Origin of the sequence: Nocardia sp. CA-151230, assembly GCF_050942175.1 — a bacterium.
In the GTDB taxonomy this organism is placed as follows: Bacteria; Actinomycetota; Actinomycetes; order Mycobacteriales; family Mycobacteriaceae; genus Nocardia.
On record NZ_CP192061.1, the window covers coordinates 8,008,101 to 8,034,538 of the forward strand.

At 69.7% G+C, this 26,438-nt stretch carries 27 protein-coding genes; 10 read left to right on the forward strand and 17 right to left on the reverse strand.

Annotated features, from left to right (window positions below; genetic code table 11):
• The first annotated feature begins 108 nt into the window (after nucleotides 1–108).
• Nucleotides 109–525 carry a hypothetical protein gene (locus ACQP1O_RS37655; RefSeq protein ID WP_433563080.1) on the forward strand — a complete coding sequence of 139 codons (417 nt, stop codon included), beginning with the start codon at nucleotides 109–111 and terminating at the stop codon, nucleotides 523–525.
• Between the two features lie 271 nt (nucleotides 526–796).
• Here ACQP1O_RS37655 and ACQP1O_RS37660 read toward each other — a convergent pair whose 3' ends face one another.
• The 4 genes from ACQP1O_RS37660 to ACQP1O_RS37675 all read right to left on the reverse strand — a co-directional run bounded on the left by ACQP1O_RS37660 (nucleotide 797) and on the right by ACQP1O_RS37675 (nucleotide 3,478).
• Nucleotides 797–1,429 carry a YcnI family copper-binding membrane protein gene (locus ACQP1O_RS37660; RefSeq protein ID WP_433563081.1) on the reverse strand — a complete coding sequence of 211 codons (633 nt, stop codon included), beginning with the start codon at nucleotides 1,427–1,429 and terminating at the stop codon, nucleotides 797–799.
• A 77-nt stretch (nucleotides 1,430–1,506) separates the two neighbouring features.
• Entirely contained in the window at nucleotides 1,507–2,211 is a 705-nt protein-coding gene (locus ACQP1O_RS37665) for a hypothetical protein (RefSeq protein WP_433563082.1), read from the reverse strand.
• Between the two features lie 63 nt (nucleotides 2,212–2,274).
• Nucleotides 2,275–2,706 (reverse strand): copper resistance CopC family protein, encoded by a 432-nt coding sequence (locus tag ACQP1O_RS37670; RefSeq protein ID WP_433563083.1) that lies wholly within the window; start codon nucleotides 2,704–2,706, stop codon nucleotides 2,275–2,277.
• A gap of 286 nt (nucleotides 2,707–2,992) precedes the next feature.
• Nucleotides 2,993–3,478 carry a hypothetical protein gene (locus ACQP1O_RS37675; RefSeq protein WP_433563084.1) on the reverse strand — a complete coding sequence of 162 codons (486 nt, stop codon included), beginning with the start codon at nucleotides 3,476–3,478 and terminating at the stop codon, nucleotides 2,993–2,995.
• Nucleotides 3,479–3,826: 348 nt separating this feature from the next.
• Between ACQP1O_RS37675 and ACQP1O_RS37680 the strand changes: the two genes are divergently transcribed.
• Nucleotides 3,827–4,486, forward strand: a complete 660-nt coding sequence (locus ACQP1O_RS37680) for a YcnI family copper-binding membrane protein (RefSeq protein ID WP_433563085.1) — start codon at nucleotides 3,827–3,829, stop codon at nucleotides 4,484–4,486.
• A 73-nt stretch (nucleotides 4,487–4,559) separates the two neighbouring features.
• Here ACQP1O_RS37680 and ACQP1O_RS37685 read toward each other — a convergent pair whose 3' ends face one another.
• The 5 genes from ACQP1O_RS37685 to ACQP1O_RS37705 all read right to left on the reverse strand — a co-directional run bounded on the left by ACQP1O_RS37685 (nucleotide 4,560) and on the right by ACQP1O_RS37705 (nucleotide 9,586).
• A complete protein-coding gene (locus ACQP1O_RS37685) occupies nucleotides 4,560–4,718 on the reverse strand; it encodes a hypothetical protein (RefSeq protein ID WP_433563086.1) in 159 nt (52 codons plus the stop codon).
• A 38-nt stretch (nucleotides 4,719–4,756) separates the two neighbouring features.
• On the reverse strand, nucleotides 4,757–5,431 hold the full coding sequence (locus ACQP1O_RS37690; RefSeq protein ID WP_433563087.1) for an MspA family porin: 675 nt from the start codon (nucleotides 5,429–5,431) through the stop codon (nucleotides 4,757–4,759).
• Between the two features lie 66 nt (nucleotides 5,432–5,497).
• On the reverse strand, nucleotides 5,498–6,172 hold the full coding sequence (locus ACQP1O_RS37695) for an MspA family porin (RefSeq protein WP_433563088.1): 675 nt from the start codon (nucleotides 6,170–6,172) through the stop codon (nucleotides 5,498–5,500).
• 103 nt (nucleotides 6,173–6,275) lie between these two features.
• Nucleotides 6,276–7,922, reverse strand: a complete 1,647-nt coding sequence (locus tag ACQP1O_RS37700; RefSeq protein ID WP_433563089.1) for an AMP-binding protein — start codon at nucleotides 7,920–7,922, stop codon at nucleotides 6,276–6,278.
• Entirely contained in the window at nucleotides 7,919–9,586 is a 1,668-nt protein-coding gene (locus tag ACQP1O_RS37705; protein WP_433563090.1) for a CoA transferase, read from the reverse strand. The genes ACQP1O_RS37700 and ACQP1O_RS37705 overlap by 4 nt, the downstream gene beginning before the upstream one ends.
• Nucleotides 9,587–9,671: 85 nt before the next feature.
• Between ACQP1O_RS37705 and ACQP1O_RS37710 the strand changes: the two genes are divergently transcribed.
• The 4 genes from ACQP1O_RS37710 (at nucleotide 9,672) to ACQP1O_RS37725 (ending at nucleotide 13,392) form a co-directional block, all read left to right on the forward strand.
• Entirely contained in the window at nucleotides 9,672–10,856 is a 1,185-nt protein-coding gene (locus ACQP1O_RS37710; protein WP_433563091.1) for an acyl-CoA dehydrogenase family protein, read from the forward strand.
• A gap of 285 nt (nucleotides 10,857–11,141) precedes the next feature.
• Complete coding sequence (locus ACQP1O_RS37715) at nucleotides 11,142–11,783, forward strand: metal ABC transporter ATP-binding protein (protein ID WP_433563092.1); 642 nt, start codon at nucleotides 11,142–11,144, stop codon at nucleotides 11,781–11,783.
• Nucleotides 11,780–12,658 carry a metal ABC transporter permease gene (locus ACQP1O_RS37720; protein WP_402766507.1) on the forward strand — a complete coding sequence of 293 codons (879 nt, stop codon included), beginning with the start codon at nucleotides 11,780–11,782 and terminating at the stop codon, nucleotides 12,656–12,658. Before ACQP1O_RS37715 ends, ACQP1O_RS37720 begins: the two co-directional genes overlap by 4 nt.
• The gene (locus ACQP1O_RS37725) at nucleotides 12,601–13,392 is read left to right on the forward strand and encodes a hypothetical protein (protein ID WP_433563093.1); all 792 of its coding nucleotides are present in this window, start codon (nucleotides 12,601–12,603) and stop codon (nucleotides 13,390–13,392) included. Before ACQP1O_RS37720 ends, ACQP1O_RS37725 begins: the two co-directional genes overlap by 58 nt.
• 39 nt (nucleotides 13,393–13,431) lie before the next feature.
• On the opposite strand, the gene ACQP1O_RS37730 is transcribed toward ACQP1O_RS37725, so the two are convergent.
• Both ACQP1O_RS37730 and ACQP1O_RS37735 read right to left on the reverse strand, forming a co-directional pair.
• The gene (locus ACQP1O_RS37730) at nucleotides 13,432–14,484 is read right to left on the reverse strand and encodes a hypothetical protein (RefSeq protein ID WP_433563094.1); all 1,053 of its coding nucleotides are present in this window, start codon (nucleotides 14,482–14,484) and stop codon (nucleotides 13,432–13,434) included.
• The gene (locus ACQP1O_RS37735; RefSeq protein WP_433563095.1) at nucleotides 14,484–15,689 is read right to left on the reverse strand and encodes an MFS transporter; all 1,206 of its coding nucleotides are present in this window, start codon (nucleotides 15,687–15,689) and stop codon (nucleotides 14,484–14,486) included. The genes ACQP1O_RS37730 and ACQP1O_RS37735 overlap by 1 nt, the downstream gene beginning before the upstream one ends.
• Nucleotides 15,690–15,801: 112 nt before the next feature.
• Here ACQP1O_RS37735 and ACQP1O_RS37740 point away from each other — a divergent pair, with 112 nt between their 5' ends.
• Nucleotides 15,802–16,041, forward strand: coding sequence for a zf-HC2 domain-containing protein (locus ACQP1O_RS37740; RefSeq protein WP_433563096.1), 240 nt, complete (start codon nucleotides 15,802–15,804; stop codon nucleotides 16,039–16,041).
• Here the strand turns inward: ACQP1O_RS37740 and ACQP1O_RS37745 are convergent.
• From ACQP1O_RS37745 to ACQP1O_RS37755, 3 genes are all read right to left on the reverse strand, one after another.
• Complete coding sequence (locus ACQP1O_RS37745) at nucleotides 16,025–16,663, reverse strand: sigma-70 family RNA polymerase sigma factor (protein WP_433567925.1); 639 nt, start codon at nucleotides 16,661–16,663, stop codon at nucleotides 16,025–16,027. The genes ACQP1O_RS37740 and ACQP1O_RS37745 overlap by 17 nt on opposite strands.
• A 135-nt stretch (nucleotides 16,664–16,798) precedes the next feature.
• Nucleotides 16,799–17,374 carry a hypothetical protein gene (locus ACQP1O_RS37750; protein ID WP_433563097.1) on the reverse strand — a complete coding sequence of 192 codons (576 nt, stop codon included), beginning with the start codon at nucleotides 17,372–17,374 and terminating at the stop codon, nucleotides 16,799–16,801.
• A gap of 168 nt (nucleotides 17,375–17,542) precedes the next feature.
• Nucleotides 17,543–18,664, reverse strand: coding sequence for a HoxN/HupN/NixA family nickel/cobalt transporter (locus ACQP1O_RS37755; protein ID WP_433563098.1), 1,122 nt, complete (start codon nucleotides 18,662–18,664; stop codon nucleotides 17,543–17,545).
• Between the two features lie 369 nt (nucleotides 18,665–19,033).
• Between ACQP1O_RS37755 and ACQP1O_RS37760 the strand changes: the two genes are divergently transcribed.
• Nucleotides 19,034–19,402 carry a nuclear transport factor 2 family protein gene (locus ACQP1O_RS37760; RefSeq protein ID WP_433563099.1) on the forward strand — a complete coding sequence of 123 codons (369 nt, stop codon included), beginning with the start codon at nucleotides 19,034–19,036 and terminating at the stop codon, nucleotides 19,400–19,402.
• Nucleotides 19,403–19,506: 104 nt separating this feature from the next.
• Here the strand turns inward: ACQP1O_RS37760 and ACQP1O_RS37765 are convergent, their stop codons facing one another.
• Complete coding sequence (locus tag ACQP1O_RS37765) at nucleotides 19,507–20,379, reverse strand: sugar nucleotide-binding protein (protein WP_433563100.1); 873 nt, start codon at nucleotides 20,377–20,379, stop codon at nucleotides 19,507–19,509.
• Between the two features lie 99 nt (nucleotides 20,380–20,478).
• The gene (locus tag ACQP1O_RS37770) at nucleotides 20,479–20,781 is read right to left on the reverse strand and encodes a nuclear transport factor 2 family protein (RefSeq protein WP_433563101.1); all 303 of its coding nucleotides are present in this window, start codon (nucleotides 20,779–20,781) and stop codon (nucleotides 20,479–20,481) included.
• A 280-nt stretch (nucleotides 20,782–21,061) separates the two neighbouring features.
• Between ACQP1O_RS37770 and ACQP1O_RS37775 the strand changes: the two genes are divergently transcribed.
• Complete coding sequence (locus tag ACQP1O_RS37775; protein ID WP_433563102.1) at nucleotides 21,062–21,817, forward strand: sulfite exporter TauE/SafE family protein; 756 nt, start codon at nucleotides 21,062–21,064, stop codon at nucleotides 21,815–21,817.
• A gap of 53 nt (nucleotides 21,818–21,870) precedes the next feature.
• Here ACQP1O_RS37775 and ACQP1O_RS37780 read toward each other — a convergent pair whose 3' ends face one another.
• On the reverse strand, nucleotides 21,871–23,343 hold the full coding sequence (locus ACQP1O_RS37780) for an MDR family MFS transporter (RefSeq protein WP_433563103.1): 1,473 nt from the start codon (nucleotides 23,341–23,343) through the stop codon (nucleotides 21,871–21,873).
• A 347-nt stretch (nucleotides 23,344–23,690) separates the two neighbouring features.
• Here ACQP1O_RS37780 and ACQP1O_RS37785 point away from each other — a divergent pair, with 347 nt between their 5' ends.
• Nucleotides 23,691–26,435: a helix-turn-helix transcriptional regulator gene (locus tag ACQP1O_RS37785; protein ID WP_433563104.1), complete on the forward strand. Its 2,745-nt coding sequence runs from the start codon at nucleotides 23,691–23,693 to the stop codon at nucleotides 26,433–26,435.
• Nucleotides 26,436–26,438 lie beyond the last annotated feature (3 nt).

The following is a 26,438-nucleotide window of genomic DNA, read 5'->3' on the forward strand; positions in this document are numbered from 1 at the left end:
GGCCAACGGTATTGAAGTCGGATATGCGGGCTGTCCGGCCGGCCGGTCGCTACACCATCGGTGCTTCGCGTGGAAGCAGTGAATCCGTCCGGACAGCAAGGAAACGCCGTGTACGCACGCTCCCTCGTCACCGCACTCGGTGCGGTCGCCGCCACCACCGTCCTCGCCACCGGCACCGCGGGCGCGGCCCCCACCCTGACCGTGGACGCCGCCCGAGAAACCAACGGCAACGCGGTGATCAGCGTCTCCTACCAGTGCACCGCCGGCCTCGGCGCGGAACTCTCGGTAACCGTGCGCGCGACCCCCTACCAGGGCTCCGCGGTCAACGGCAGCTCCCTGGCCCCCGCCCTCTGCATCGGCCTCCCCCAGCAGGCCACCGTCACGGTGAATCCCGTCCAGCTCTTCAACGACACTGCCGCCAAATTCCAATCCGGCTCCATCACCGACATCACCGTCACCGTCCTCGATCTGACCCTGAGCTCCCCTGTCACGACCACGAAGAAGCGCTTCGATCACCTCGGCTGAGCTCGGGCGGCCACCCCGCACGGCCGGACCGGCCGGTCACGCCGCATCGCGATCGGCTCTACGATGGCGGGAGAGCGCAAGGGAGACAGCGGAAATGAAAGAAGGCGCGCGGCGCCGCGAGCATACGCCCCGATGGCGGGCCGGGGTGTTCGCGCTGTTTCTGACATTCGTCTTCGCTACATCGTGGACGGTGGGCCGGCTGTCGGGGCACTCGTCACCGACGGAACCGGTCACCGTCCAGCGCCATGAGCACGCTCACTGAACAGCCTGGTCAGCTTCGGCGTCGCAGCGTGACGCCGAGGGCGGCGAGGAGTGACAGTGAGCCCAGAGCGATGCCGATGCCGCCGAGCCGGCGCGCGGTGGTGTCGTGGTCGGCGGTCGCCGCCGCAGTCGGCTTGTGGTCGGAGCCCTTCGGCGCGAGATCCAGTGTGGGGACCGGGCGTTCGGGTTCGGTGCCGTCCGGGTTATCGGCCTGATCCCATTTCACGACCTCGCCGTCGGAATAGGTCTGGGTGGCAGGGAAGGTGAGGTGTTCCTGGTCGGGCAGGTCGTCGGCGAGAACCTGGAACTGCTGGAACTGGCCGGGCGCGATGCCCGCGCCGGGATCGGCGGTCCAGGTGACGGCGGTGACCTTGCCGCCGGCGTCCTTGATGATGACCGACTTCCACCCCGGAATCGGCTGGGCGTCGACCGACAGCAGGGACGGAAACTGAACGGTCAGTGCCGTGGTCGGGCTATTGGTGCCGGACTCGTTGGGGACGCGGAAGGTGAGGACCGCGTCGCCGGACTGGACGGCGTCGGGGGCGGACACGGTGACGTGCGCGGAGGCGACGCCCGCGCCGGTGAGCAGGGCGGTGGCGCTGATCGCGGCCGTGATAGCGGTCCGGGAAACGGAGGAGAGCATGGCGGGAAATCCGTTCGGAGGGAGCCGAATTCGCTGTGCCCGGGCGTCCCGGCGACGCGGGACACCCGGGATGCGGATCAATTCTGGGCGTTGGTGAGGGTGTTGTACATCTGGATCAGGCTGACCACGGTCACCGGCGCGCCGATGGCGAGGGTGCCGATGGCGGTGCCGAGGCCCGCGCCGACACCCGCGCCCGCGATGCAGCCGCCGGGCGCGCCGACCAGGAAGGCCGGCGGCATCAGCGTGGTACCGACGACCGCACCCGCAATGCAGCCGCCCACGAGCCCGATGGCCGCGCCGAGCATGCCGCCGATCGCGGTGGCCAGGCCGATCTGGGTGCCCGCCACGCCGAGCGCGTCATTGAGGTCGTCCTGGGAGAAGATCGGCTTCAGGGCGACCTCGGCGGCAGGGGTGGCCTGCGCGGGGTCGGCGCTCGGGGTGAGGGTAATGGTCTTGCCGTCCGCGTCGACCTGCGCGGCGATCGGCCAGTCCTTCTTGTCCAGCTGGTAGGTCAGCGGCATGCCGAAGGCCAGCTTGCCGTCGGCGTCGAGCACCTCGAACTGGCTGCCGCGCACATTGATCCGGCCGGCGTCGGTGCGCAGCACGACGGAGTGATCCACCACATTGGCGGTGTAGTGGATGCCGGGGACGACGTCGGTGCTGATGGTGCTGCCCGGCCGTTCCTGGGTCGCGGGGGCGTCGGCGGCGGCGGTGCCGGTGGTGATGGCGAGCGCGGCGACGGCGAGCCCGGCGGTGGCGGTGAACTTGTTCAGGGTCTTCATCGGGGGATGTCCTTCCTCGCGAACTGCGGTCCGCGAGACGAAAAGCTGTGGGGAGGAGGGGAACTACCGCTGCGGCGCGGTGCCGTCACCGGGCTGGGCCAGCGTGAACGTGCGCTGCCCCTCGATACGGTGGCCGTCCTTGGAGGTCACGGTGAAGTGAGTGGTGTACACCCCGGCCGGGCCCAGCGGGGCCAGATCGACGCTGAGTGTGCGACCGTCGACATGCACATCGCCGACGGACCAGGTGTTGCCGTCCGGACCGCTGACCGCCAATTCCGGATCGTCCACCTTCTCGTTGAAGGTGACGCTCACCTGCGGCGGTCCCGCCTGCAGCACCGCGCCGTCGGCCGGCTCCGCGTGCGTGATGTGCGAGTGCGCGTCGGCCACTCCGGTGCCCAGCACCGTCGCACCGATCAGTGCCGCGGCCAGCACAGTGAACGCGGGCCGCAGCCGGGGCAGCCCGCGACCGGGCCACGTGAATTTATTGCTCGACAAAGCATTTCCCTTCCACACGCCGACCGGAACGGTCGACGGCAGCACGAATCCGTCATGCGCGCAGCACGAATCGCCAATGGTCGATAGATGATCGACACCGCGCGATTTTCGATATCAGCGCAAGAAGTCAATTACATACGGCCGCGGAAGAATTTCTCACCGCGCGAATTACGTGGCCGGGAGCCGGACCGAAAAATGGACGCACCGATATCCTTCCGGCGCGGACTACGTATCCGCGACGGGCACAAGGGCAGCCTCGGACACGCGCGTACCCGGCCTATCCGGATCAGAGCGCGATCGCGAGGGCGGCAGAGGTCGGCGGGCCACGCCGGGAGATGGCGCCGAGCAGCAGCGCACCGGGCGGCCGGACGTGCGCGTCGGGTGTGCGGACCAGCCGATCATCACCCGGCGCAAGCGATTCGAAGTGGGCGAGCAACGACCAGACGGCACGCGACACCGCGGCGTAGACGCGCTCCACGGCGGCGATCAGCGATGCGGCGAGCACGGTGGACACGGCATGCACGGCCAGCATCATCCATCCGGCGACGCCGGACCCTTCGACGGTGGCGTGGGAATGATCCGCGATGGTCGCCATCATCATCGCATTGTGCGCGAGAAACTGCCCCGCTCCGAGCGCCGCGACGAGCCGGACCCGCCCACGGCCGGCGGAAGATCCGACCGCGGCACCGACAGTACCGCTGACCAGGAGCAGCAGTGTCAGCGCCGCCGAATGCGGCAGGGCACCCTCGAAACCGTGGGCCGCTATGGCCAATAGCCCACACAGAATTCCGGCCAGGCTGCCACGTATTCGGTCACGCGACGGAGCGCCGGCACACGCGAGGACAACCATCGTCGACAACCTTCACAGACAAGCCGGAGCGGAATGGATTCGCGACGACTATAACCGCTCCTCCGGAATTACCGAAATCCCTTCCGCCCCTCGAAATCAACTCGACCACAAGGCCAATTCGCTTCTGAACGGAAGAGATTCGCGCGACCGAGCCGAGCCGGTTCGACACCGGGCATTGGGTTATAGATATCGGCTCTGAAAAGGTGGCATAGTCTACGGAGAGCATGAGGTTGTCTCCGATCCCGTTCAGACGAAGGAGTGACCGTTTCGATGAAGAAATCATGGATGTATCGAGCCGGATTCACCGGCGTCGCCGCGGCCGCTGCCGTCGTGATCGCGGCCGCACCCGCGGGTGCTCACGTCAGCGTCTCCGGGCCCGATGCCGCCCGGGGCGGTTCGGCAGTATTGACGTTCCGGGTACCGAACGAGTCGGCCACCGGCAGCCCGACCACCGCACTGACCGTGCAATTCCCGGCGCTGACAGAGGTGAACACCCAGACGATGCCCGGGTGGCGCGCGGAGGTCTCGCGCGACGCCGACCACAAGGTCACCGGCGTCACCTGGACCGCGGACGCGGGCGGCGGCATCGGCCCCGGACAGTTCGGGACCTTCGCCGTACTGGCCGACGGCCTGCCCGACACCGATTCGATCACCATGCCCGCCACCCAGACCTATGCGGATGGGCAGGTCGTGAAGTGGGACCAGACCTCGTCGGGCGGCTCCGAGCCCGAGAATCCAGCTCCGGTACTGCAATTGGCCGCGAAGCAGTCCGGGGCGGCGGCCGGTCACGGTGATGTCAAGACCGCGATGCCGCAGTCCCAGTCGGAGAAGGACACGACGGCCCGCTGGCTCGGCAGCATCGGCATCGTGCTGGGTGCACTGGGCCTGCTCGGTGGCCTCGGCCTCGGATTCGCCCGCCGCAAGTCCTGACGCACTACCCGACCCCGCACCGCGGCCGACCGGTACGCCCACCCGGGCACGTACCCGTCGGCCGTGCGTCTTCTCAGTGGCCGTGGCCGTGACGGGCCGTCGTCGTCGGAGCCGGCGGCCCGGAGTGGCCGGGAGCAGCCCACGTGCCGACCGCCCGGGCCGCACCGAATACGACCGCGAGCACGAGCAGGAATCCGGCGATCCTGGGTATGACGCCGAACCGTGTGCTCATCGCCGATTCCTCTCTGGCAGTCACTCGCGTCCGCTCGGTCATCCGAGGCTGAAGGGCTGTCCCCAGAGCGTGACCCAGGTCTTGACGTTATCGGTTTCCACTTCGACGTTGACGAACGATCGGGCCTGGGCGTAGCCGCCGCAGCCCGACAGGCCGATGGTCTCGTCGGACCAGCTGACGCTGCCGTTCAGACCGTGGAATTCATTGCGCCAGCGATGGGTCTCGCGGCCGAAGTCGTCGGGCTTTTCCAGATCCAGCAGGTGGAAGGCCTGGGCCTGGCCGGGTCCGAGGGTGAGGTTGCCGCCGCCGTTCACACCCGCCTGCGGGGTGACATTGCCCTGGTTGTCCCAGCTGGCCCCGACGCTCGGGCCGCCGTTCACGCCGCCGCCGTCGATGGCGACCTGGCAGCCGACGACATATCCGGGGTCGATGCGGCCGCCCTTGGCGGTGGTTCCGGACAGCTGCACCGAGACGGCGCCGGACGTCCAGGCGTTGCGGTGCACGGGAGTCGCGCCCATCGACGGGCTGATGGTGGCGGATTCGCCGGTCAGCGTGACATCGATGACGGTGCCGTCGGACAGGGTCTGGGTCAGGTGGCCGCCGGGCAGCGGTACGAAGGTGTCGGCGTGGGCCGCGGCGGCGGACAGGCCCAGGGCGACGGTGGCGGCCGCACCGATTCCGGCCAGCCGGGCCGCGGTCTTACGGAACTGCATGATGACTTCCCTCTGGGTATCGAATTCGCTGATGCGAGAGGTGAATTGGCAATGTCGGCCGCGACGTCAGCCGATGCTGAACGGCTGCCCGTAGAGGGTGGTCTTGGAGTAGTGGTCACCGATGATCTCGACCACGGTGTAGGCCCGCGCCTGGGCGTAACCGGCGCAGCCCTGAATCTGGATCTCGGCGTCCCGGTATTCCACCGAGTAGGCTCCCGCCTTCAGGATGTCCTTGTAGTCGATCTGCACGAATCGCACCTGGCCGGGGCCGAGATTCACGCCGATGGACCCACCGAGGCTGCCGCCGTTGAGGCTGAGCGAACCCGAGATCCCGGCCGAGACGGCATCCTCGCCGATGCTCACCTGGCAGCCGACGATATAGCCGGTGCTGATCTGGGAGGCGCCGTGCGTGGAGGAGTTGTTGGAGCCGGCCTGGTTCACCGGGCCATTGTTGGGGCCGACGGTGCCGTCCGGCGTATCGGTGACGTCGGCGGTCGCGATCCCGGAAACCCAGACCACCCGGCCAGCGCCATTGGCCGCCAGCGACGGTGAGACCACGGCGTGTTCGCCGGTGCGGGTGACCATGACGCCCGGCGCGGACTTCTGCCCGTCCGGCAGGGGCACGAAGGTGTCGGCATCGGCCGCGCCGGTGGAGAGCAGGCCGATGGCCACGGCCGCCGCTGCCCCGGCGCCCGCGACACGGGCACCACGACGCACGGCGGAATACTGGATTTCCCTCACGAATGGTCCTTCATCAACTGTGACTTGCATTTTCCGGACAGTTAGTCGGATGCGACCGCTCCTGGTTCCCGGCCACCACGTGAGGTGGATCACCGAATTCGATTCAGGCAGAACCGTTTTCGTGCGATCCCGCCATCCGCCGCAGGACGCGGCGATCGACCTTCCCTGCCGGGCCCAGTGGCAGCTCGGGCAATGCGAGCAGGCGCTCGGGGAACTTGCGCGGTTCCAGGCCGCGCTCGGCGAGATGCTCGGTGAGATCACGCAGGGTGAGCGTGGCGGTGGCGGCGACGCAGGCGCACAACCGTTCTCCGTACAGCGGATCCGGCACCGCCACACAGGCCACGTCGGTGATGGCCGGATGGGTGAGAAGTAGCGATTCCACCTCGGCCGGGCTGATATTGAGCCCGCCCCGGATGACGACGTCCTTGCTGCGGCCCACGATCGTCAGGTATCCGTCCGGATCGAGGACGCCGAGGTCGCCGGTCCGGGTCCAGCCGTCGGCGGTGCGCAGTGTGCGATCCAGTTCGGCGTCGTCGACATAGCACATCGGCGACATCGGCCCGCGGGACACGATCTCCCCCACCGACCCTGCTGGCAGGCCGTTGAATTCGCGGTCCACGACCTGGATTTCGGCGACGGCCGGATGGGGACGGCCGGCCGTGGTGGCACGTTCGGGCGGATCGTCGAGGGCGGTGTGGCAGGAGACGCCGTCGGCGGATCCGTAGAGGTTGATCACCGGGCAGCCCAGCACCTCGCGACCGCGCACGGCGGTCGGCGTGTCGAGGGCGGAGCCGCCGACCACCACGGCCCGCAGGCTCGACAGGTCCGCGGTGCCGATGGCCGGATGATCGAGCAGCATCCGCAGCATGGTCGGGACGCCGAGCAGATGTGTGGGAGCGGTCCTTTCGATCATGGCCAGGGTGGCGGCGGGCTCGAACCTGGGCTGCAACACCAGCGTCGCCCCCAGGGTGGCCAGGGTGACCGAGGTGCCGCTGGAACCGAACGCCGAGGCGAGCGGAACCAGGAACATATTGCGCATGGCGGCCGGATCCTCGTGCAGTGCCGCCAGCATGGCCCCGCGCCCGCCCGCCAGCGCATTGTGCGAATACAGCACCATTTTCGGTTCGGCTTCCGAACCGGAGGTAACGAGAATCCGGGCCGGGCCGTCGGGATCCACAGTCCGGGGCCGGAATTCGCATGCGTCGGTAGTGAGCAGGGCGTGCACGGGCACGCAGCCGCGCGCGACGTGCCGCCCGACGGCGACGACCGCGCGGAGTGCGGGCAGCTCGGCCGCCATTTCGCGGATGCGTGCGGCGCAGGGGAAGCCATTGTGTTCGGCCAGGGTGATGACGGCGACGGCTTCGGAGCGCCGTAGCAGGCTCGCCGCTTCCCGGCCGCCGCGTCCCACCGGGAACGGCAGCGCGACCGCCCCCAGCGCGGCGATGGCGAGGTCCACGGCGCAGGCCAGGCGGCCGTTCGGAAGCTGCACGGCGACAACATCTTCGGCGGCGACCCCGAGCCCGGACAGTCCAGCCGCCAGTCGCCGGGCCTGTTCATCGAGTTCGGCGTAGGTGACGGTGCCGTCAGCATCGATCACAGCGGGCTTGTCGGGATGCTGTGCGCACCGCGCGGCGTAGAGCGTGTAGATGTCACGGCCGGGGTAGTACCCGGCTCGCGCCCAGAAATCCCTGAGCTCGGTCGGCACCAGGTCCGAATACCAGCGCGCGACGGTCCTTTCGGTGCCGCTCACGAGATTCTCCACGGGGTGCTCAGGGCCGGGCAGCCGAATTCGTCGCGGCCGATCACCGCGGCGAAGCGCGCATCGGTGAGCAGGTCACCGAGATCGGTGGCGACCGCCACGGTGCCGGTCGTCCAGCCGTCCCCGTCGGGAATCGGCTGCCGATCCGCCGACTGCGGGCGGACACCACAGCGGCGCAGCGTATTCGAGGCGCTCAGCAGGCTGCTCTCGACCGCGGCACCGGTGCGGTCGCGCTGCCGCAGCAGCAGGCCGGCGACGGCGGCCTCCGCTCCGAGGATGCCGCCGAGCACATCGAGCAGGGTCATCAGGGAGGGCGCGGGCGGCGCGCACGGCGGGCCGACCAGTTCCGCGAGGCCGGTGCGGGCCTGGACCATGAAGTCGGTGCCGGGCGGCAGATCGCCGAGGTCGAGACCGGACCAGCCGGAGGTGTAGACGTGAACCACGCCGGGCGGCATGTCGGCGGCCGAGAGCTTCAGCAGCTCGGCCTTGCCGGGAGCCCAATTGTGCAGGAAGACATCGGATTCGGCGGCCAGGGCTCGCAGACGCTTCCGGTCGGCGGTGGATTTGATGTCGAATTCGGCCGCCCGCTTGCGCCGGTTGAGCGCCAGCCAGCGCGACGACAGATCGCCGCTGCACGGCGGCATCTCGCGCAGGGGATCGCCGCCCGGCGGTTCGATGCGGGTCACGTCGGCTCCGAGCAGGCGCAGCAGGTGCGCTGCCAGCGGCGCTTGCACCCGGCGGCCCGCTTCCAGGACGACGAGACCGCTCAGTGGAGTTTCGAGCGAGCCGTTACATCGATCCCACTGGGCGAACGGCGAATTCGGGACGGGCAGCACCGTCCACGGCGCGGGCAGCGACTGCGGGGAGGGCGTACCCGTTTCCGCCGCGCTGTACAGGCGGCACACCTGGACCCCGGAATGCGCGGCGGCCACCCGGATCTGGTCGAAGGTGTGCGCGCGGGTGGTGTCGTGCAGATTCCCGGCGAGCGGCGCGGTCGCGGTGGCGTAGCGGAATTGGAAAGGGCGCCAGCCTTTTCGCCAGGCACTCGGTTCCGCGCCCAGCTCCGTCCAGAACGCACCCCACGGCTCCGGTTGCAGCGACTCGATTTCGAATCGGATGCCGTCGGCGCTGGTGAACGGCGGGCCGCCCGGGGCGAGATCCACGGCTTCGGGATCGTCGGCGCCGGCCGCGGCCAGGTACTGGGAGATCGACAGCAGGGCGGCCTCGGCGACGCTGGTCTCGACCCGGGCGAAGCCGCCGGGCGCGGTGAGCAGGCTGGCCAGCAACGCGGTGCCGGCGAGGGCTCCGGCAGCGGTCTCGCAGTAGTCGACCGACAGTCCCCGGGGGCGGCCGGCCCGGCGGCCGTTGACGTGCATGACCCCGCAGATCGCCTGCACGGCAGTCTCATTCGTGAGCGCCGTTTCCGCGACCGGGCCCGCCCAATCCACCGTCAACTCGCGGCGGGTGCCGTCGGGGAGGGCCAGGTGCGCCGTCGCCGCTACGCCGCGGGGCAGGTCGCCGACGGTGACGGCCGCGCCGAGCGCGTCGAGGTGGATGCGCAGCACCTCGGCCGCCGCGCCGGACCCGCTGACGGTCGCGGTCGCGCCCGCGAGCAAGGGAGCGACCGCCGGGATGGTTGCGTGTGTGTGCGACATTGCGCGCCTTCCGCCGGATTCGGGTGTGCAGACAACGAGTCGGCCGGAAGAGCGATTGAGTTCCGGCAAATGGTTCGATCGGGACATGTCGCCCGAATCACCCCCCACATCCATCCCCTCTGCATCCCTGCCGAGTCGGGTCCGGGAATTCGTTGACTCCCAGGTCATTCCGCTCGAGGACGCGCTCGACGCCGATAACGGTGCGGCGTGGGCCACACTGCGCGCGCAAGCCATCGACGCCGGACTCTGGGCGCTGCCCCTGCCACGGGAGCACGGCGGCGGAGGCGTCCCGCTGACGGACTACCTTGCGCTCGCGGAGCTGGAGGGCCGCAGCGATCACGGGCCCGAGGCGCTCGGCTCCTCGGCCCTGCTCACCGTCCGCATGCTGGGCGCGCACGCGCATCCGGAGCTGCGCGCGAGCCTGCTCCCGGAGCTGGTGACCGGCACCGCGAAGGCGGCGTACGCCATGACCGAGCCCGGGGTGGCCGGATCCGACCCGAGCGGCCTGCGCACCACCGCCGTCCGCGACGGGTCCGGTGGATGGATCGTGACCGGCCGCAAATGGTTCATCACGGCCGCCGCGCGTGCCGAGTGGGTGCTCGTCGTCGCCCGCACCGGTATGGATCTGCCCACGCGGCAAGCATTCTCGATCCTGGCCGTACCGACCACCACCGCGGGATTCCGGGTGATCCGGGTGGTCGACGTGCTCGGTGCCGGCGGCCAGCACGAGATCGAATTCGACCGCGTCCGTGTGCCCGGCACGCACCTGTTGGGCTCGGTCGGCGCCGGGATGGCGCTGGCGGCCGAACGGCTCGCGCTCGGGCGCACCCTGCGCGCGCTGCGCTGGATCGGGCAGGCCCAGCGCACCGTGGAACAACTCGCCCGCCGCGCGAGCGAACGCCGGCTCGGCGACGGCGTTCTCGCCGATCGCCAACTGATCCAGCAGCTGGTGTTCGAGTCCGAACTACAGCTCCGCTCGGCACGGCTGCTCGCCGCCCAGGCCGCCCGCGCGGTGGCCGCCGACGCCCCCGCCCAGATCGAGGTCGGCCTGGCCAAGACCGCCGCCGCCCGCGCTCTCGGCACCGCCGTCGATGCCACCGTCCAGGTCTACGGCGCCGAAGGTCTCACCGCCGCAACAGGTCTCCCCCGCCTGCTGCGCACCGCCCGCGCCGCCCGCATCCTCGACGGCCCCGACGAATTCCACATCACCGCCACGGGCCGTCGCCTCCTGCGCGACTACTCCGGCCAGGGTCGACCGCCCACGAACTGACACCCCACCCGCGGCGATCGTCGGCCCGTGACGATCGTCCGCTGGCACGAGATCCGTTCACATCGCGACGAAGTCGCTTCTGTCCCAGATGATTCAGGCGGAGTCCATCGCAACCCGTTGTGCCGGGGGTGGAACTTGGCTCGAACCGCATCGGCCCGGCCCGGTAGGTCCGCGAGAAGCGGGCAGCGGCGCACGGCGACCTCGAAATCCCGGGAACCGAATCGATTCGCGGCACGACTTGTGGATCGACGACGAGTGGAGCTGAGGGTGCGAGCGGGATCGAGGGTGGAACTGACCGGGGTGTGCTGTGCGCACGACCGGCGACCGGTCGTGCGAGAGGTCGATCTGGTGGTCGAGCCCGGCGAGCGGGTCGCGCTCACCGGGACCAACGGGTCAGGGAAGACGACACTGCTGCGCGCGCTGCTGGGGCTGCACCCGGTGTCGTCGGGTGTCATTGCCGTGGACGGGGATCGGGCGCGGTCGGCACGGGATTGGGATCGCCGGCGCAAGGTCGCGGCGTGGATTCCGCAACGGCAGTCCTCCGGCCGCTTTCCGCTGCTGGCGCGCGAATTGCTGGTCAGCAGTGGCGATCTCGGCGCGGCGCTGGAGGCCGGCGAGCGGCTCGGCGTGTCGAACTTCGCGGATCGGCCGGTGGACACGCTGTCGGGCGGTCAGTTGCAGCGCATGTATCTGGCCCGGGCCGTCGGCTGTGTCGCCGCGGGCGCACGGCTGCTGCTGGCCGACGAGCCCACGGCCGCGCTCGATTTCGCCGGTCAGGCGGAGGCGGCCGAATTGCTGGTGGCGCTGCCGGTGACGGTGCTGGTGGTCACCCATGATCGGGCGCTGGCCGACCGCTGTGATCGCGTGCTCGAGATGGCCGACGGCCGGTTGCGCGAAATCCCCGCTCGGCATGAGGAGAGCGCGTGAACAGTGCGGCGAATTTCATGGACGTGTGGCAGCTCGCTCCGGTGCAGCGCGGGTTGTTCGCGCTGGTGCTGGGCGCGGTCGGACTGCCGATCGTGGGCGTGGTCATCATCGGGCTGGACATCATGCCGGTGCGGTTCGCCATGATGCACGTGGCGCTGCTGGGCATCGCGGTCGGCATGCTGACCGGACTGGACCCCATGCTCTGCGCCCTGGTGGCCTGCGGTGGGTCGGGGGCGGCGCTGACGCCGCTGGCCCGCAGCCGCACCGGATTGTCCGGGGCCATGGGTCTTCTGATGAGCCTGTCCATAGCGGGCGCGCTGCTGGTGCTGTCGATCTCGGGCGTCAACGCCAATGGCGCGTTCGAACTGCTCTGGGGATCCATCCTGGCCACTCGCACGCCCGATGTGGTGTTGCTCGGCGTGCTCGCCGCAGTGGTGCCGCTGCTGTTCGTGCTGCGCCGCCGCCAGATCGGACTGCTGCTGCACGACCGGGAACTGGCCGCCTGCTCGGGGGTGCGGGTGGACCGGCTCACCCTGATCCTGCTGGTGCTGGTCGCGATCGCGGTTGCCGCCGGCATCCGGCTCACCGGCGCGCTGCTGGTGGACGCACTGACCCTGCTGCCCGCCCTGGCCGCGCGGCGACTGGCGAATTCGCTCACCACCATGGCGATCACCGCGGTCGCGGTGGGCGTGGTGGTGAACATCGCGGGCTTCACGCTCGCGGTGGCACTGGACCTGCCGCCCGGTCCGGTCCTGGTGCTGCTGGCGGGGGCGGTCGCCCTCGTCGTTCATGTGATACCCGATTGGAGAAAACGAGGATGGCCCTCATCCGACGAAACCGGCTCGCGCGCATCGCGATCGGTGCCGTTGCACTGATCACCGGCGGGGCTGTCGCCACCGGCTGCTCGTCGAGCGGCGACCACGACCACAACGGCCCGCATGTGGTGGCCGCGAGCTCGTGGGAGGCGGCGTTCGCCAAGGCGGCCGGGGCGTCCGAGGTGACGGTCATCGTGCCCGCCTCGATCGAACACGCGCCCGACTACGACCCCAAACCGTCGGATCTGGCCGAGGTCGCCAAGGCCGACTTCGTGCTGTACGCGCAGTTCGAAGGCTTCGCGGGCAAGATCAAGGACGCCGCCGGATCCAAGGCCGCGCTGGTCGAGGTCAACCTCGACAATGCCAAGGACACCATGGAATCCGAGGTACGCCGCCTGGGCGACATGTTCGGCACCCGCACCACCGCCGACAAGTGGATCGTCGATTTCGAGACCGAGTACGGCAAGCTCGCCACCGACGTCAAGACCGCCTGGCCCGGCGGGCAGCCGCCGAAGGTGGTGCAGCAGGCGTTCATGGGCTTCGCCGCCCAGCTGTCCGGCGCGCGGGTGCTCGGCACCTATGGTCCGGCACCCATCACCCCGGGGCAGGTCGCGGACCTCTCCGCCAAGAATCCGCAGTATGTGCTGGGCAATGAGCAGATGAGCACCGGTCAGGTGCTGCCCGGCTCGTCCGCCAAACAGATCGATCTCACCAATTACCCTACGCAGGACCAGGATCTGCTCTCGGTTTACCGGGACGCCGCCGCCAAGCTCACCGCGGCGATGCACGGCTGAGCGGCCGGGCCGGGGTGGGCGGCGTGTCCGGCGGGGCGATCACAGTTCGGCTGGATCCACCTCGCCGGACAGGATCGCCAGCGCGAGCATGAGAAAGAAATCGCCCCAGATCAATTCGTGGCGGGTTGCCAGACCGCGAGACAGGTCGTAGCAGCCGTTCAACAGCCGCCCAGGCGACTCACCGGTCGAAAGGTGCTCACCGACAAGGACCGCGACCAACTCGCGGGCTCGATCAGAGCACCCGAGTTTGCACATTGCCACCGCCGTGATCGAGGCAGCCGACGTGTCGAGCACCAGCGGTTCGCCGCGCACAGCCGCCGGGACAGCCGTCGGCGGCCAGGGCCATTCGCTCAGCAATTCGACTGCCCGCCGGGAGTATTCGGCATCGAGCCAGAGTCCCGCGTCGGCCAGCGCGAGCAGCAACCACGCCTCACCCCGCGACCATCCGGCGGCGGGCTCGGCGCGCGGCTCCCAGCGGCCCTGCGCGAACGACAAGGTGGGAATCAACTCCGACGGACGTGAGCAGGCCCGCAGGTGAGTTGTCAGGTGCCGCTCCGCGACGGCGCCCGAACCGGTCCACGCCAGCAGCGGGATCGTGCCCGCGAGGCCGTCCACGCGGGCGATTGCCGGTTGGGCTGGATCGTTGAAAGCCGTTCCCCAGGGCAGAATTCCGGCCGCGGGGTCGTAGGTCGCGGCCAGCTGTTCCGCGCCCCGACTTGCAAGCTGATGGCCCGATTCCGAGACCCCGAGCCGATGTCCGGCAGCGGCTCCGTACCACAGGGTGAGCCCGCGGGTGACCGTGTCCGCCGCAGCGGCGGGGGCCAGCCGTCGCGCCCAGTCCTTCGCCGCGTCACGGTGCCGCGCATCCCGCGTCAATCGCGCCCGCAGCCACAATTGCCCGACCCAGAACCCGGCCACCCAGGAACCGCGGCGGGTCGTCGTCCACTCTCCCGTGTCCGGTGTGGCGTACAGCGGAAACCGGTCTTGCACAATCGCTTCGGTGACCGCGATCCGTTCGAGCATCGACCCCAGCGCGACGGCTGCGCGTATGCCCGCGGGTGTCCCGCCGATTCGATCCGTCTCCGAGGTCATCACACATCCGCCTTCGCTCGTCGCGCGGTCCGCGCCCGCCACCACCACGCCACCGCTGCCGCCGCGAGGAACGCCCCCGACACCAGGGTCCACGCGGGTCCGTAGCGGCCATCCGAGGCGTCCACGAGCGCACCGAAAACCGCTGGCCCGATGACGAACCCGCCGAAAAATCCCGCCGATACCACCGCCGAGTCACGGCCCACGTACTCGGGCGTGGCCGTCGCGATGACGGTCATCATCGAGACGGCGTTCGCCGAGACCGCACAGCAGCCGATGCCGAGCGCGCCCAGCCACACCCACCCGCTCCACCAGGTCCCAGCGAGAATTCCCAGCGCCGCGACCGCCGCGCCGAAGGCCAAGGGCCCCAGCAGGATCGCCGGGGTGGGCAATCGGGACGACCACCGGGTCCAGCCCACTCGCCCAGCGATTCCGGCGACGCCGAGTACGGCGACCAGGGCGCTCGCCGCGCCCGCGGACAGCCCCAGCTGGTTGGCGGCGTACAGCGCGATATAGGTGTTGATCGCCGAGATTCCGGTCCCGAGCAGCACCGAATAGCCGCACATCCAGATCGCGTCGCCGTGCGGGCGCGCCACCACCAGCGGCGGAAGGCGCGGCGGCTGCGGATCTTTCGCCACCGTCAGCGCCGCAGCGGCTGCCAACGCCGCTGTCACCGCCGCGGTGGCCACGGCCGCGCGCCAGCTCACCGCGCCCGCGATCGCCGCCAGGGGCAGGCCCGCGAGAAACGCGCCGAACTGCACTCCCGACTGCTTCCATCCCGCCACCGCACCGCGCCCGGCGGCCGGAACATGGGTCGCGATCAATTGATTCGTCGCCGGGTTGGCCAGTGCCTGTCCCACCCCCGACACCGCGATCGCCGCCACCAGACCGCCGTAGCCCGGTGCCGCCGCGAACAGGGCGAGGGCTGACGCGGACAGCGCGAACATCCCGATCAGGCAGCGCCGGGCCCCCAGCGCCGCCACCATGGGACCGACCACCGGCGACAGTATCGCCGCCACCCCGAATCCGGCTGCCACCAGCAACCCCAGTTGCCCTGTGGCGATGCCGAATTCGCCGACCAGCCGGGGACCCAGCGCGCCCAGCAGGAACAGCGGCAGCATCGACAGGGCCATCGCCGTGGTCAGCAGCACCGTCAGCACCGAGCTGCGGATGGCCGTGACCGCCGGGGTTTCCGCGCGCACACTCACACCCGACAAGTCGAACGAACGGCGGCCCCGGTTCCCGTGGATTAGGTCCGGGAACAGCCTCGCCGTCCGGCCCGCCGGGAACTTCGCGCCGGGCCTGCGCGACCATTGAGCCATGAGGTGCGAAACGATCCGCGAAGCGCTGTCCGCGCGAATCGACGGCGAACCGGAGCCCGTCGCGGCCGGATCGGCCGATCGGCACCTGGACGCGTGCGCCGACTGCCGTTCCTGGTACCGGCGCGCGGAATCGCTGCAGCGGACGCTGACAGCGCGCCCCGGCCCCCCGGTTCCCGACCTCACGGCCGACATCCTGCGACGGTTGCCGCCGGACTGGCCGCTCAGCTCGGTCCCGTGACGGTGGGCCGGTCGGGCTCCTTCCAGGCTATGACCAAGGATTCCCGGGCACGGGCCACCCGGGAACGGACGGTCCCGACCGGACAGCCGACGGCCTCGGCCGCCTCCGCATAGGACAGCCCGAGCATCTGGGTGAGCACGAACGCCTCCCGGCGATCGTCGGGCAGACCGCGCAGCAGGTCGGCGATGGCGAGCATTTCGGGAAAATCGGAGCTGTCACGCTCGCAGCGTTCATCGATCGCGGTCTGCCAGTCGCCGGAGGCCTTCTTCGGGCGCACTGCGGCGCTTCGGATCCGGTCCACGACGGTACGCCGGGCGATGGACAGCAACCAGGTTCGCGCCGAGGACCTGCCGGCGAAACCGGGCAGGCTGCGCAACGCGCGCAGGTAGGTCTCCTGTGTGAGGTCGTCGGCGGATTGCACATCGGTCAGATGCGCCGTGAAACGCCAGATGTCACGCTGGGTCCCGCGAATGAATTCTTCGAGTGCGCCGCGGTCGCCACGACCGGCGGCCAGCGCGAGCGCGGTCAGCTGATCATCCGCCGAGACCGCGGGGCTGTTCGGGGCCGGGTTCGCCCGGATGAGGCCGCGCGCAGACGCTGACGCGGAAGGGATTAGGTGCATTGCCAAGCCTTCGATTGCAGACGCCACAGCGATGAGACGTCGATCGGAATCGGTCGCCGCACGATCAGCGGCACACCGCGAAGGGGGCGGTCGATCAGTCACCGGTGGGCGAATCCGCCACCGGCAGTGAGCTGTTCAGACCTGGAATGCACACGCGGGCGGGCCGCGACGAGCCAGCACATGCCGCAGCAGGGTTTGCGATGTCTTCGGAACCCCGTATTCCGCCACCCGCCCGGTCGGGATGCCGGCGGGCACAGTCGGATGGAGATAGACGAGCAGCAGCGGCACGAAAAAGCGCGCATACAGCGCGCGCAATAGTGCGAACAAGGCCCGTTCGCCCCGCCACAGCCAGATGCCGCAGAACATCGCGGCCAGGCAGTGCGCCGCGATCATCGCGGGAGTGTTCGCCCCGGCGCTCATCCCGGCGCCATGGTTCATGTGGCCCCCCGACATGGGCGCGAGCCCGAACCACAGATGTAGCACCAACTGCATACCGGCCAAACCACCGGCAATGGGCAACACACCCCACTGCCGATCGGCGAAAGCCCATGCCACCGCGGCGGTCGCGGCGCACGCCACCACCAGACCCGAGAACGACAGCTCGTGTCCGACCACATGACCGTGCCCAGCGGCCGACACCGCGACGGCGATCACGGCGAAAATCGCCGCCCGCACGGCACGCGACACCGGGGTCACGAGTGGATCGGTCATGGCACGGTCCATCGTCGCATCACCACGCGAACGCTTGTGCCAGAGGGCTTCTCGACCTCACGTCATCCCATGAATGCAGTGTCGGGATCGGGCACACGTCGATACTACGGCGCAGGCCCCGCCCGGGTTCAGCAGCGCGGTGCGCTCACTCCGGCCGCCAGGCAGGATTCATTCCGATGGGGCCGAGGTCCAGCGCTGTTCCACCTTGGCCCACCGCCAGTAGGCCACTGCGATGATCCATGCGACCACGAAGAGGCCGACGATGCCGAATCCGACATTGTTCAGGTTGATTCCGGCGATCCAGTCGGTGATCGGGTTGACGAAGTCGGCGTCGTCGTGGAGGACGGTGATCAGTTCGATGGAGCCGACGATCAGCGCCACCGCGATCGAGAGGGCGGTGATGGTGAGGTTGTAGTAGATCTTGCGGATCGGTTCGGAGAAGGCCCAGTCGTAGGCCACGTTCATGAACAGTCCGTCGAGGGTGTCCATCAGGCTCATGCCCGCGGCGAACAGCAGCGGCAGCACCACGATCGCGTACCAGGGCAGTCCGGCCGCGGCACCGGAACCGGCGAGGGCCAGCAGGGCGACCTCGGTGGCGGTGTCGAAGCCCAACCCGAACAGCACGCCCACCGGATACACCTGCGCCGGCCGGCGCACCGCCCGCATGACCGGGCCCAGCAGCCGGGCCAGCGCACCGCGGGCCTGCAGCGCGGCCTCGAGCTCCTCGGCGTCGAACTCGCCGCGCCGGCTGCGCTGGAACACGCGCCAGATCCCGATCAGCGCAACCACATTGAGCAGCCCGATCAGATACAGGAACGATCCGGACGCCACCGTCGAGACGACGCCCAGGGTCTTGCGGGTGGGCGAGTCGTCATCGACCAGGTCGCCGACGACCCGCGCCCCGGCCACCACCAGCGCGGCCAGCACGAACACGATCGTCGCGTGCCCCATGGCGAACCAGAAGCCCACCGACTTGGGCCGCTGCCCATCGGCCATGAGTTTCCGGGTCGTATTGTCGATCGCCGCGATGTGGTCCGCGTCGAACGCGTGCCGCAGGCCGAACGCGTATGCGGTGAAGCCCAACCCGACCCCGAACACCTGCGACCCGAGCTGATAGCTGTGCGGCGCCACCGCCCCGAACAACAGCCCGAACGCCACCACATGGATGGCCGCGACCACCCCGAGCAGCACCCCCGCCTCGATCCAGTCCCGCCGCGACCAGTCGTGCAGAACATGCCGCAATCGACGGCGCGCGGGGACAGCGGAATTCGAACCAGGATCGACAGACATGCGCGCAGAGACCTTCTCGGGGAACCCGCGTCCCCGCACGTAGGGCTGTGGCGACGCGAGGTCTGACTCCCGTACCGCCGCAACGGCCCGGATACAGTGGCGCGACCGTCCCGGATTCCCACCGGGTTCCCACCATCGTCACAAAATGTCCGCCCGACTATACAGAGCAGCGCCGACGCCCCCGCCGGCCAGCGGCCCCGGACGATCCCGCGCCCGAATGACATCGGCTTCGTGGTGGACCATCTGTGGACGGCCGCGGAACCGTAGTGCGCGAGACCGGTCATGAGTACTTAAGGACGACAGATTCCCAGGTACGGCGTTCTTCATAACGTTGTGCTCATCAAGTTCACACCAGCAAGGAGAACCGACATGAGCGACATCAACGAACTCGTCCAGCGCTACCTCGCCGCTTGGAACACCACCGACGCCTCGGCCCGCGCGGCCCTGGTCGCCGAGTTGTTCACCGACGACGCCGAATACACCGACCCGCTGTGCTCGGTCCGCGGGCACGCCGGGTTGGATGCCACCATCGCCGCGGTCCAGGCCCAGTTCGCCGGACTGGAGTTCAGCCTGGGTGCTCCGGTCGACGCGAACCACCACATCGCCCGCTTCACCTGGCACCTCGGCACACCGGGCGCGGAGCCCCTGGTCGTCGGCTTCGATGTCGCGGCCCTCGCCGAGGACGGGCGCATCGAACGCGTCTACGGCTTCCTCGACAAAGTTCCCGCCGGGGCTTGATCGTTGCGCCGCAACCAGTTCGGAGGCGCATCGGTCGGCGATTGCCGGAACTTCAGCGAGGCCGGGTGGCTACTCGGTGCGGGCGGCCACCCGGCCTACGTCGGTCAGCGGTAGGAACCGGCACTCAGATCGGCTGTTGCGCTGGGGCCCTGCGGGTTCCATCCGAGGTCGGTGCGGGCGGCGTTGCCGGTGACGGATTGACTGAGGGCCAAGGCTTCGGCGAAGGGAGCGCCGAGGGCGGCTTCGGCTTCGGCGATGGGCCAGATCACCGGGTCGCCGGAGATGCCGGCGGTCTGGGCTGCGGCGGTGGCGAGGTCGGCGACCGAGACGGCGGGCTCGGTGATGGCGTGCCAGACGGTGCCCGCCGGAGCTGCTTCGACGACCTTCACGAAGAGGTCGGCCAAGTCGTCGACGTGGACGGTCGGCCATACGACAGTCGGGTCGGCGACCACGACGGGGGCCTGGTGCTTGCGCGCGAGATCGACCAGGAGAGCGGGAATTCCACCATTGCGGCCGTGGACGATGCCCGGACGGACAACGGCGGCGCGGACACCGGCGTCGGCCAGGGCGAGAACCTGCCGCTCGATGGTCGGGCGGTACCCGACGATCGGGATGGGGTTGGTAGGTGAGGATTCGTCGGCGGTGGCGCCGTCGGTCGCGCCGAGGACCCAGACGCCGCTGGTGTAGACGAAGGGCTTGCCGGTGCCGCGCAGCGGGTCGGTGAGGGCGGTGATGGCGGCGGCGTCCGCCTCCGCATTTCCGCTGGGGGTGGCGAGGTCGACCACGGCGTCGATGTCGGGGGTGACCGCGGCGGTGAGGGACGACGGATCGGCGAGATCGCCTGTGCGCGTCTCGAATCCGGCCTCACCCTCCTTGCCCGGCCGCACCAGTGCCACGACCTCGTGACCCTGGCCGGCAAAGCGTTCGGCGACAGCGGAACCCAGGTAACCGCCGGTTCCGATGATCAGTACTCGCATGAACTGTCCTCCTTCATATCGGCCGCACTGGGCCTGCTTCTGTAAGCCTCGTCGGCGGCCCTGTCATCCCGCTGTCAGCCGCTGACAGCGGGCGATGTCTCAATTGCCCGCGAACAGCACGTGATTCGCGTACGCGGTGTCGAAATACTCGCGAGCTTCGGCGATTCGGCCGTCGGCGACGCGGAAGGCGATGACCACGTCGTTGACATACTCCGCGCCCGCCACCGTGGTCGCGCGGGTGGTCCACTCGGCCACGGCACGGTCCCCGTCGGCGATCACGCCGCGCACCTCCTGGCTCATGGGCTTACCGGTGTCGAAGCGCGCCAGCATGGCGGGCAGGAAGCCGTGGAAGATCTGATCCGGTCCGACCCAGGTCCCCGACGTCGGCAGGTCCCCGGCCAACGTGTGGCGTCGGGCGCGAAGAACTCGCTGCGCCGCTCGACCGCTTCGCCGCCCTGCAGGGCGCGAATGTAGCTCTCGATCACCGTCCGGGTCTCCTCTGTGCTGCTCATGCCATTCAGTTCACTGGAAACCACGCTTCCGACCAATGGGCAGCTCCGGCACTCAGCGATAAAGAACGCTTATCGATGCGGGCGTGCCCATGCCCCGGCGAACCCGGGGAATCGAATTCGTAGGATGTCCGGGTGAGCGCGGGTTGTTCTTGTTTCCGGCCCGGTGAGCGGTGACCGTCGTCCAGGCGGTCGAGCTGATTGCCGTTGGTTTCGTAGCCGGATTGGTCAGTGTGCTGGTCAGTCTGGCGTCGCTGGTGTCCTTTCCGGCCCTACTCGGCATGGGGCTGATGCCGGTGGCGGCCAATGTCACCAATACCGTCGCGCTCATCTTCACCGGCGTGGGCGCGACCGCCGGTTCGCGAACCGAGCTGGCGGGCACCTGGCGGGTGACGCTGCGGCTCGGACTGATCGCGGCGGTCGGCGGCGCCCTGGGCGCGGTGCTCTTGCTGGTCGCGCCGGCCTCGACCTTTCAGCTCGTAGTGCCGTTCCTCATCGGCGGCGCTTCGGTTTTCCTCCTGGCCCAGCCGTATCTGGCTCGGCGCTGGCAGGATTCGAGCGGCCGTGCCCGGGTCCTGCGCACCCGGCTGCTGGGCACACTGCTGTTCGCGGCCGCGATCTATGCCGGGTATTTCGGTGCGGCGGGCGGAATTCTGATCCTCGCGATCCTGTCGGCCATGTTCCCGGAGTGGTCGCCGCAGCAGGCGAACGCCGTCAAGAGCGTCACGTCCATGTGCGCGAACGGCGCCGCGGCCATCGGTTTCGCGTTCTACGGTCCGGTGCACTGGGCCTTCGTGTTCCCCCTCGCCCTCGGTTTCCTGCTGGGCGGCCGGGTCGGCCCGGTGGTGGCACGACGACTGCCCAGCAACAGCCTGCGGGTGATCGCCGCGGGCTGCGGGATCGCCCTCGCAGTGAAGTTCGCGGTCTAGGAACGGGAAAGCGCCCGCGGCGTTCGGCCACGGGCGCTTTCACCCTCGGAGAGTCAGTCCTTGACCAGTGCGACGCCGGACGCGTCCAGGGCCTCGGGCGAATCCTCGACCGGCTCCGGCGATTCGGAGCGGTTGGGCAGCAGCACCGCCATCACGATCACGATCAGCGCCAGCGCCGCGGAGATCGCGAACGCCAGCCGCATGCCGGACAGGTGGGCGTCGAGCGGGTTGGCGCCGCCATCGGTCAGATGGGTGGCCCGCGACGTCATGACCGTCACCACCAGCGCGGTGCCGAAGGCCGCGGCCACCTGCTGCAGCGTGCCCAGCATGGAGCTGCCGTGCGAGTACAGGTGCATCGGCAGCGCGCCCAGGCCCAGCGTGAACACCGGCGTGAAGGCAGCGGCCAGCGACACCATGAGCAGGATGTGCAGCGCCACCAGCACCGGATACGGCGTGGTCAGCGAGAGCTGCGTGAACCCGACGAGGGCGGCGGTGATGCCGATCGCGCCCGGAATCACCAGGACGCGGCCGCCGAACCGGTCGAACAGCCGGCCCACGGTCGGACCGAGCAGACCCATGGCCAGACCGCCGGGCATGACCAGCAGACCGGTCTGCAGCGGGCTCAGGCCGCGCAGGTTCTGCAGGTACAGCGGCAGCAGGATCATCGAGCCCATCATGGCCAGGAAGGCCAGGGCCATCAGGACCAGCGCCTTGGCGTAGGTGCCGGACAACAGGATTCGCAGATCCATCAGCGGGCTGCCGTTGCGCTGCAGGTACACCTGACGGAACACGAAGATGGCGACCAGGGCCACACCGCCGGCGACGATCAGCGCCGGAGTGAGCGCGCTGCCCGCGCCGAACTTGCTCAGGCCGTACACCAGCCCGCCGAAGCCGAGGGCCGCGAACGCCACGCTGAACCAGTCGATCGAACCCGCTTGCGGCTCACCGACGTTCTCCAGCCTGCGCAGCCCGAACCAGGTCACCGCCGCGGCGATGGGCAGCACCAGCGCGAACAGCCAGCGCCACGAACCGATCTGGAGCACCAGGCCGGAGATGACCGGGCCCATGGCCGGGGCGACCGAGATGGCCAGGGTGACATTGCCCATCACGCGGCCGCGGTCGTGCTCGGGGACGACCGTCATCAGGGTGGTCATGAGCAGCGGCATCATGACCGCGGTGCCGCCGGCCTGGACGACCCGGCCGATCAGCAGCACCGCGAACGACGGCGCGATCGCGGCCACCGCGGTGCCGAGGAGGAAGACACCCATCGCGAGGGAGTACGCGCGCCGGGTGCTGACGCGCTGCAGGAACCAGCCGGTCACCGGAATGACCGCCGCCATGGTGAGCATGAACGCCGTGGACACCCACTGCGCGGACCGCTCGGTCACGTGAAGATCCGTCATGAGCCGCGGAATCGCATTGATCATGATGGTCTCGTTCAAGATCACCGTGAAGGTCGCGAGCACCAGCAACCGGATGACCGTTGGCGTCCGCTGCTTGGTCGAGCTAGCGGATAGATCGGGCACGGGAAAACCTCCGGGGGTGTTCGTATTCGAGGGGTTGACGCGGAATCGGCGACGGTGCCGTCCGGGGGGCCATATCGATGCAGACGGGTACTGATCGCTCAACTCATCGGTCGCCGGTCAGTATTCCGGCGGGGTCCGACAGAATTCATCCGATTATCGGGTGAACCACGGCCCCATAGCATGCTGAAAGTGTGCTGTTACCAGCACTTATCGAACTCGGCAAAATGGTCGAGTGATGCAGATCACGTTTGGGGGGGGACGAGAGCTCGGATCGGTCCCCGATCCGGAACCCGCCATGATGGAGGAGGATGCCCCGCCGCGATGGTGCGATCGCGGGGCGGGAGGGTGTGAGAACGACCGTGGCCGAACATATTCCGCAGCTGCGTGGACGCGAGCGCGAACAGCAGGCGCTCGACACCCTGATCGAGGGTGCGCGCGACGGGCGCAGCGCGGCGCTGGTGCTGCGCGGCGAACCCGGGATCGGCAAGACGGCGTTGCTCGGATACGCCGCCGCGCGAGCGGACGGCGTGCGGGTGCTGCGGGGCACCGGCGTCGAGGTCGAGGCCGAATTGCCGTTCGCCGGACTGCAATTGCTGCTGCGCCCCGCCCTGGACCGGCTGCCCGGCCTGCCGGAACCGCAGCGGGCGGCGCTGGCAGGCGCGCTCGGCCTCGGTCCCGGCGGACGCGAGCCCATGCTCACCGGCCTGGCGGTGTTGTCGCTGCTCACGGAGTACGCCGAGGGCGCCGGGCTGCTGGTCGTGGTCGACGATGCGCAGTGGCTGGACCGGGCCTCGCAGGACGCGCTGCTGTTCGCGGCCCGGCGGCTGCAGGCCGAGGGTGTGGCCATGCTGTTCGGCGTCCGCGAGGGCGAGGGATCGTTCGAGGCCGCCGGGCTGCCGGAGCAGCGATTGACCGGTCTGTCCCACGAGGCGGCGGCGGCCCTGCTGGATGAGCATGCGCTCACCCCGGCCGTGCGCTACCGGCTGCTGGCCGAGGCGCGCGGCAATCCGCTGGCCCTGCGGGAGCTGCCGCTGGCGATGGCCGCCGAATCGACGCCGGATCTCGCCGCGGGCGCGCTGCCCCTGACCGATCGGCTGCAACTGGCCTTCCACGGCCGGATCAGTCGGCTGCCGGAGCCGACCCAGACCCTGCTGACCGTGCTGGCCACCGATGAATCCACTGAACCGGCCGTCGTGCTGCGTGCGGCGGCGAGCCTCGGAGCGGGCATCGATGATCTCGCTCCCGCCGAGGCAGCCGGATTGTTGCAGCGTGGGACCGGCGCCGACCTGTCGATCACGTTCCGCCATCCGCTGATTCGCGCGGCGGTGTACCAACGTGCCCCGCTGGGACAGCGACTGGCGGTGCACCACGCCCTGGCCGAGGCGCTGGACGCTCCCGAGCAGGCGGATCGGCGAGCCTGGCATCGCGCGGCGGCGGCCCTCGGTCCCGATGCGGAGGTGGCGGATGCCTTGGAGCGCAGCGCTGTTCGCGCGCGCGAACGCGGTGGCCACAAGGCGGCGGCCGCCGCGTACGATCGGGCGGCCCGGCTCAGCGATCGGCCGAAGGATCGGACACGACGTCAGACGCTGGCCGCCCAGGCGGCGCTGGAGTCGGGTGATCTGGAGCGGGCGGCCGAGCTGGCCCGGCGCACGGCTCGCGAGGTGAGCTCGGAATCGTTGCGCGCCAGTCTTTCCCAGGTGCGGGCGCTGGCGCTCTTCTGGCAGGGCAAGTTTCCGGACGCGCACCGGCTGCTGATCGACGCGGCGACGAGCATCGCGGCCACCGAACCCGCGCAGGCGGCGGACATGCTGGTGCAGGCCATGCACACCGGGTGGTATCTGGGCGAGGCCGATTTGCGGGAGGTCCTCGCACACCTTGCGGACCTGCGGTTGCCGGATGCGCTGCCGGTGACCCCGGTGGTGCGGTTCATCAGCCGCCTGTTCGGGCGTGGCCCGGGCCGCCCCCTGGCGCTGACCGACATTCTGGGCGAAATCCTTTCCCGGGGCGAGGTTTCCGATCAGGTTCTGTCGATCCTCTGCGGCATCGCGCTCGCGCGCGGGCAGGACGGACCCGCCTTCGATCTGGCCATGTCCCTGGAGGGCAAGCATCGCGCCGCCGGTGCCGCCGGGCGACTGCCCACCGTCCTGTTCTTCGCCTCCGAGGCCGATATCTTCACCGGCCGCCTGCGCGATGCGCGCACCGCGACGGTCGAGGCCCGCGACCTCGCCCGCGATACCGGACAGCAGCAGTGGGTGCGCCAACTCAGCAGTGTGCTGGCGCATCTGGACGCACTGCGCGGCGACGAGGACCAGTGCCGGGCGCAGGCCGAGCTCGGCCTCACCGGGGATACACCGGGAGCGATCGCGCCGGGCGCACCATGGGCGCACTGGTCGCTGGGACTGCTCGACCTCGGGGCCGGGCGAGCGGAATCAGCGCTCTCGCGCTTCGAGCGATTGACGAAATCACCGTTCGATCACCATATTTGCGCCATCCGGGCGGTGCCGGATCTCATCGAAGCCGCGGTGCGAATCGGGGCGCCGGAACGCGCCGCGGCGCCTTTCGCGAACTTCGCCGGCTGGGCGGAGTCGGTGGGACAGGGCTGGGCCGACGCCCTGGTGCTGCGCTGCCGCGCGCTGCTGGACGACGAGAATGCCGAAGATCTGTACGCGAAGGCGCTCGAGCTGCACGACCGCGAGGCTCGTTCCATCGAATTCGCCCGTACCGCTCTGCTTTACGGGGAATGGCTGCGCCGCGCCCGCCGCAAGGCCGAGGCGCGCACCCGATTGCACGAGGCCCTCGAGGTCTTCGAACGGCTGGAACTGGACCCCTGGGCCAGGCGCGCCCGCCACGAGCTGACCGCGGCCGGCGCACCGGATTCCGATCCGGGCCCGTCGCGCAATACCGCGACGGGCCTGACCCCGCAGGAATTGCAGATCGTCCGCCTCGCCGCGCAGGGCCTGTCCAACCGCGACATCGCCGCGCAGCTGTTCCTGAGCCACCGCACCGTCGGCTACCACCTCTACAAGGCGTACCCGAAGCTCGGCGTCACCTCGCGGGGTGAGCTGAAGGATATTGCCGCACAACTTCATTGATCA

Excerpts from the sequence above, each read along its gene's own strand:
- ACQP1O_RS37740 (WP_433563096.1), top strand. The coding sequence starts at position 15,802 with ATGAGGTGCGAAACGATCCGCGAAGCGCTGTCCGCGCGAATCGACGGC.
- ACQP1O_RS37725 (WP_433563093.1), top strand. The coding sequence starts at position 12,601 with ATGGCCCTCATCCGACGAAACCGGCTCGCGCGCATCGCGATCGGTGCC.
- ACQP1O_RS37755 (WP_433563098.1), bottom strand. The coding sequence starts at position 18,664 with ATGTCTGTCGATCCTGGTTCGAATTCCGCTGTCCCCGCGCGCCGTCGA.
- ACQP1O_RS37745 (WP_433567925.1), bottom strand. The coding sequence starts at position 16,663 with ATGCACCTAATCCCTTCCGCGTCAGCGTCTGCGCGCGGCCTCATCCGG.
- ACQP1O_RS37660 (WP_433563081.1), bottom strand. The coding sequence starts at position 1,429 with ATGCTCTCCTCCGTTTCCCGGACCGCTATCACGGCCGCGATCAGCGCC.
- ACQP1O_RS37750 (WP_433563097.1), bottom strand. The coding sequence starts at position 17,374 with ATGACCGATCCACTCGTGACCCCGGTGTCGCGTGCCGTGCGGGCGGCG.
- ACQP1O_RS37710 (WP_433563091.1), top strand. The coding sequence starts at position 9,672 with ATGTCGCCCGAATCACCCCCCACATCCATCCCCTCTGCATCCCTGCCG.
- ACQP1O_RS37680 (WP_433563085.1), top strand. The coding sequence starts at position 3,827 with ATGAAGAAATCATGGATGTATCGAGCCGGATTCACCGGCGTCGCCGCG.
- ACQP1O_RS37760 (WP_433563099.1), top strand. The coding sequence starts at position 19,034 with ATGAGCGACATCAACGAACTCGTCCAGCGCTACCTCGCCGCTTGGAAC.
- ACQP1O_RS37685 (WP_433563086.1), bottom strand. The coding sequence starts at position 4,718 with ATGAGCACACGGTTCGGCGTCATACCCAGGATCGCCGGATTCCTGCTC.
- ACQP1O_RS37730 (WP_433563094.1), bottom strand. The coding sequence starts at position 14,484 with ATGACCTCGGAGACGGATCGAATCGGCGGGACACCCGCGGGCATACGC.
- ACQP1O_RS37765 (WP_433563100.1), bottom strand. The coding sequence starts at position 20,379 with ATGCGAGTACTGATCATCGGAACCGGCGGTTACCTGGGTTCCGCTGTC.
- ACQP1O_RS37665 (WP_433563082.1), bottom strand. The coding sequence starts at position 2,211 with ATGAAGACCCTGAACAAGTTCACCGCCACCGCCGGGCTCGCCGTCGCC.
- ACQP1O_RS37690 (WP_433563087.1), bottom strand. The coding sequence starts at position 5,431 with ATGCAGTTCCGTAAGACCGCGGCCCGGCTGGCCGGAATCGGTGCGGCC.
- ACQP1O_RS37705 (WP_433563090.1), bottom strand. The coding sequence starts at position 9,586 with ATGTCGCACACACACGCAACCATCCCGGCGGTCGCTCCCTTGCTCGCG.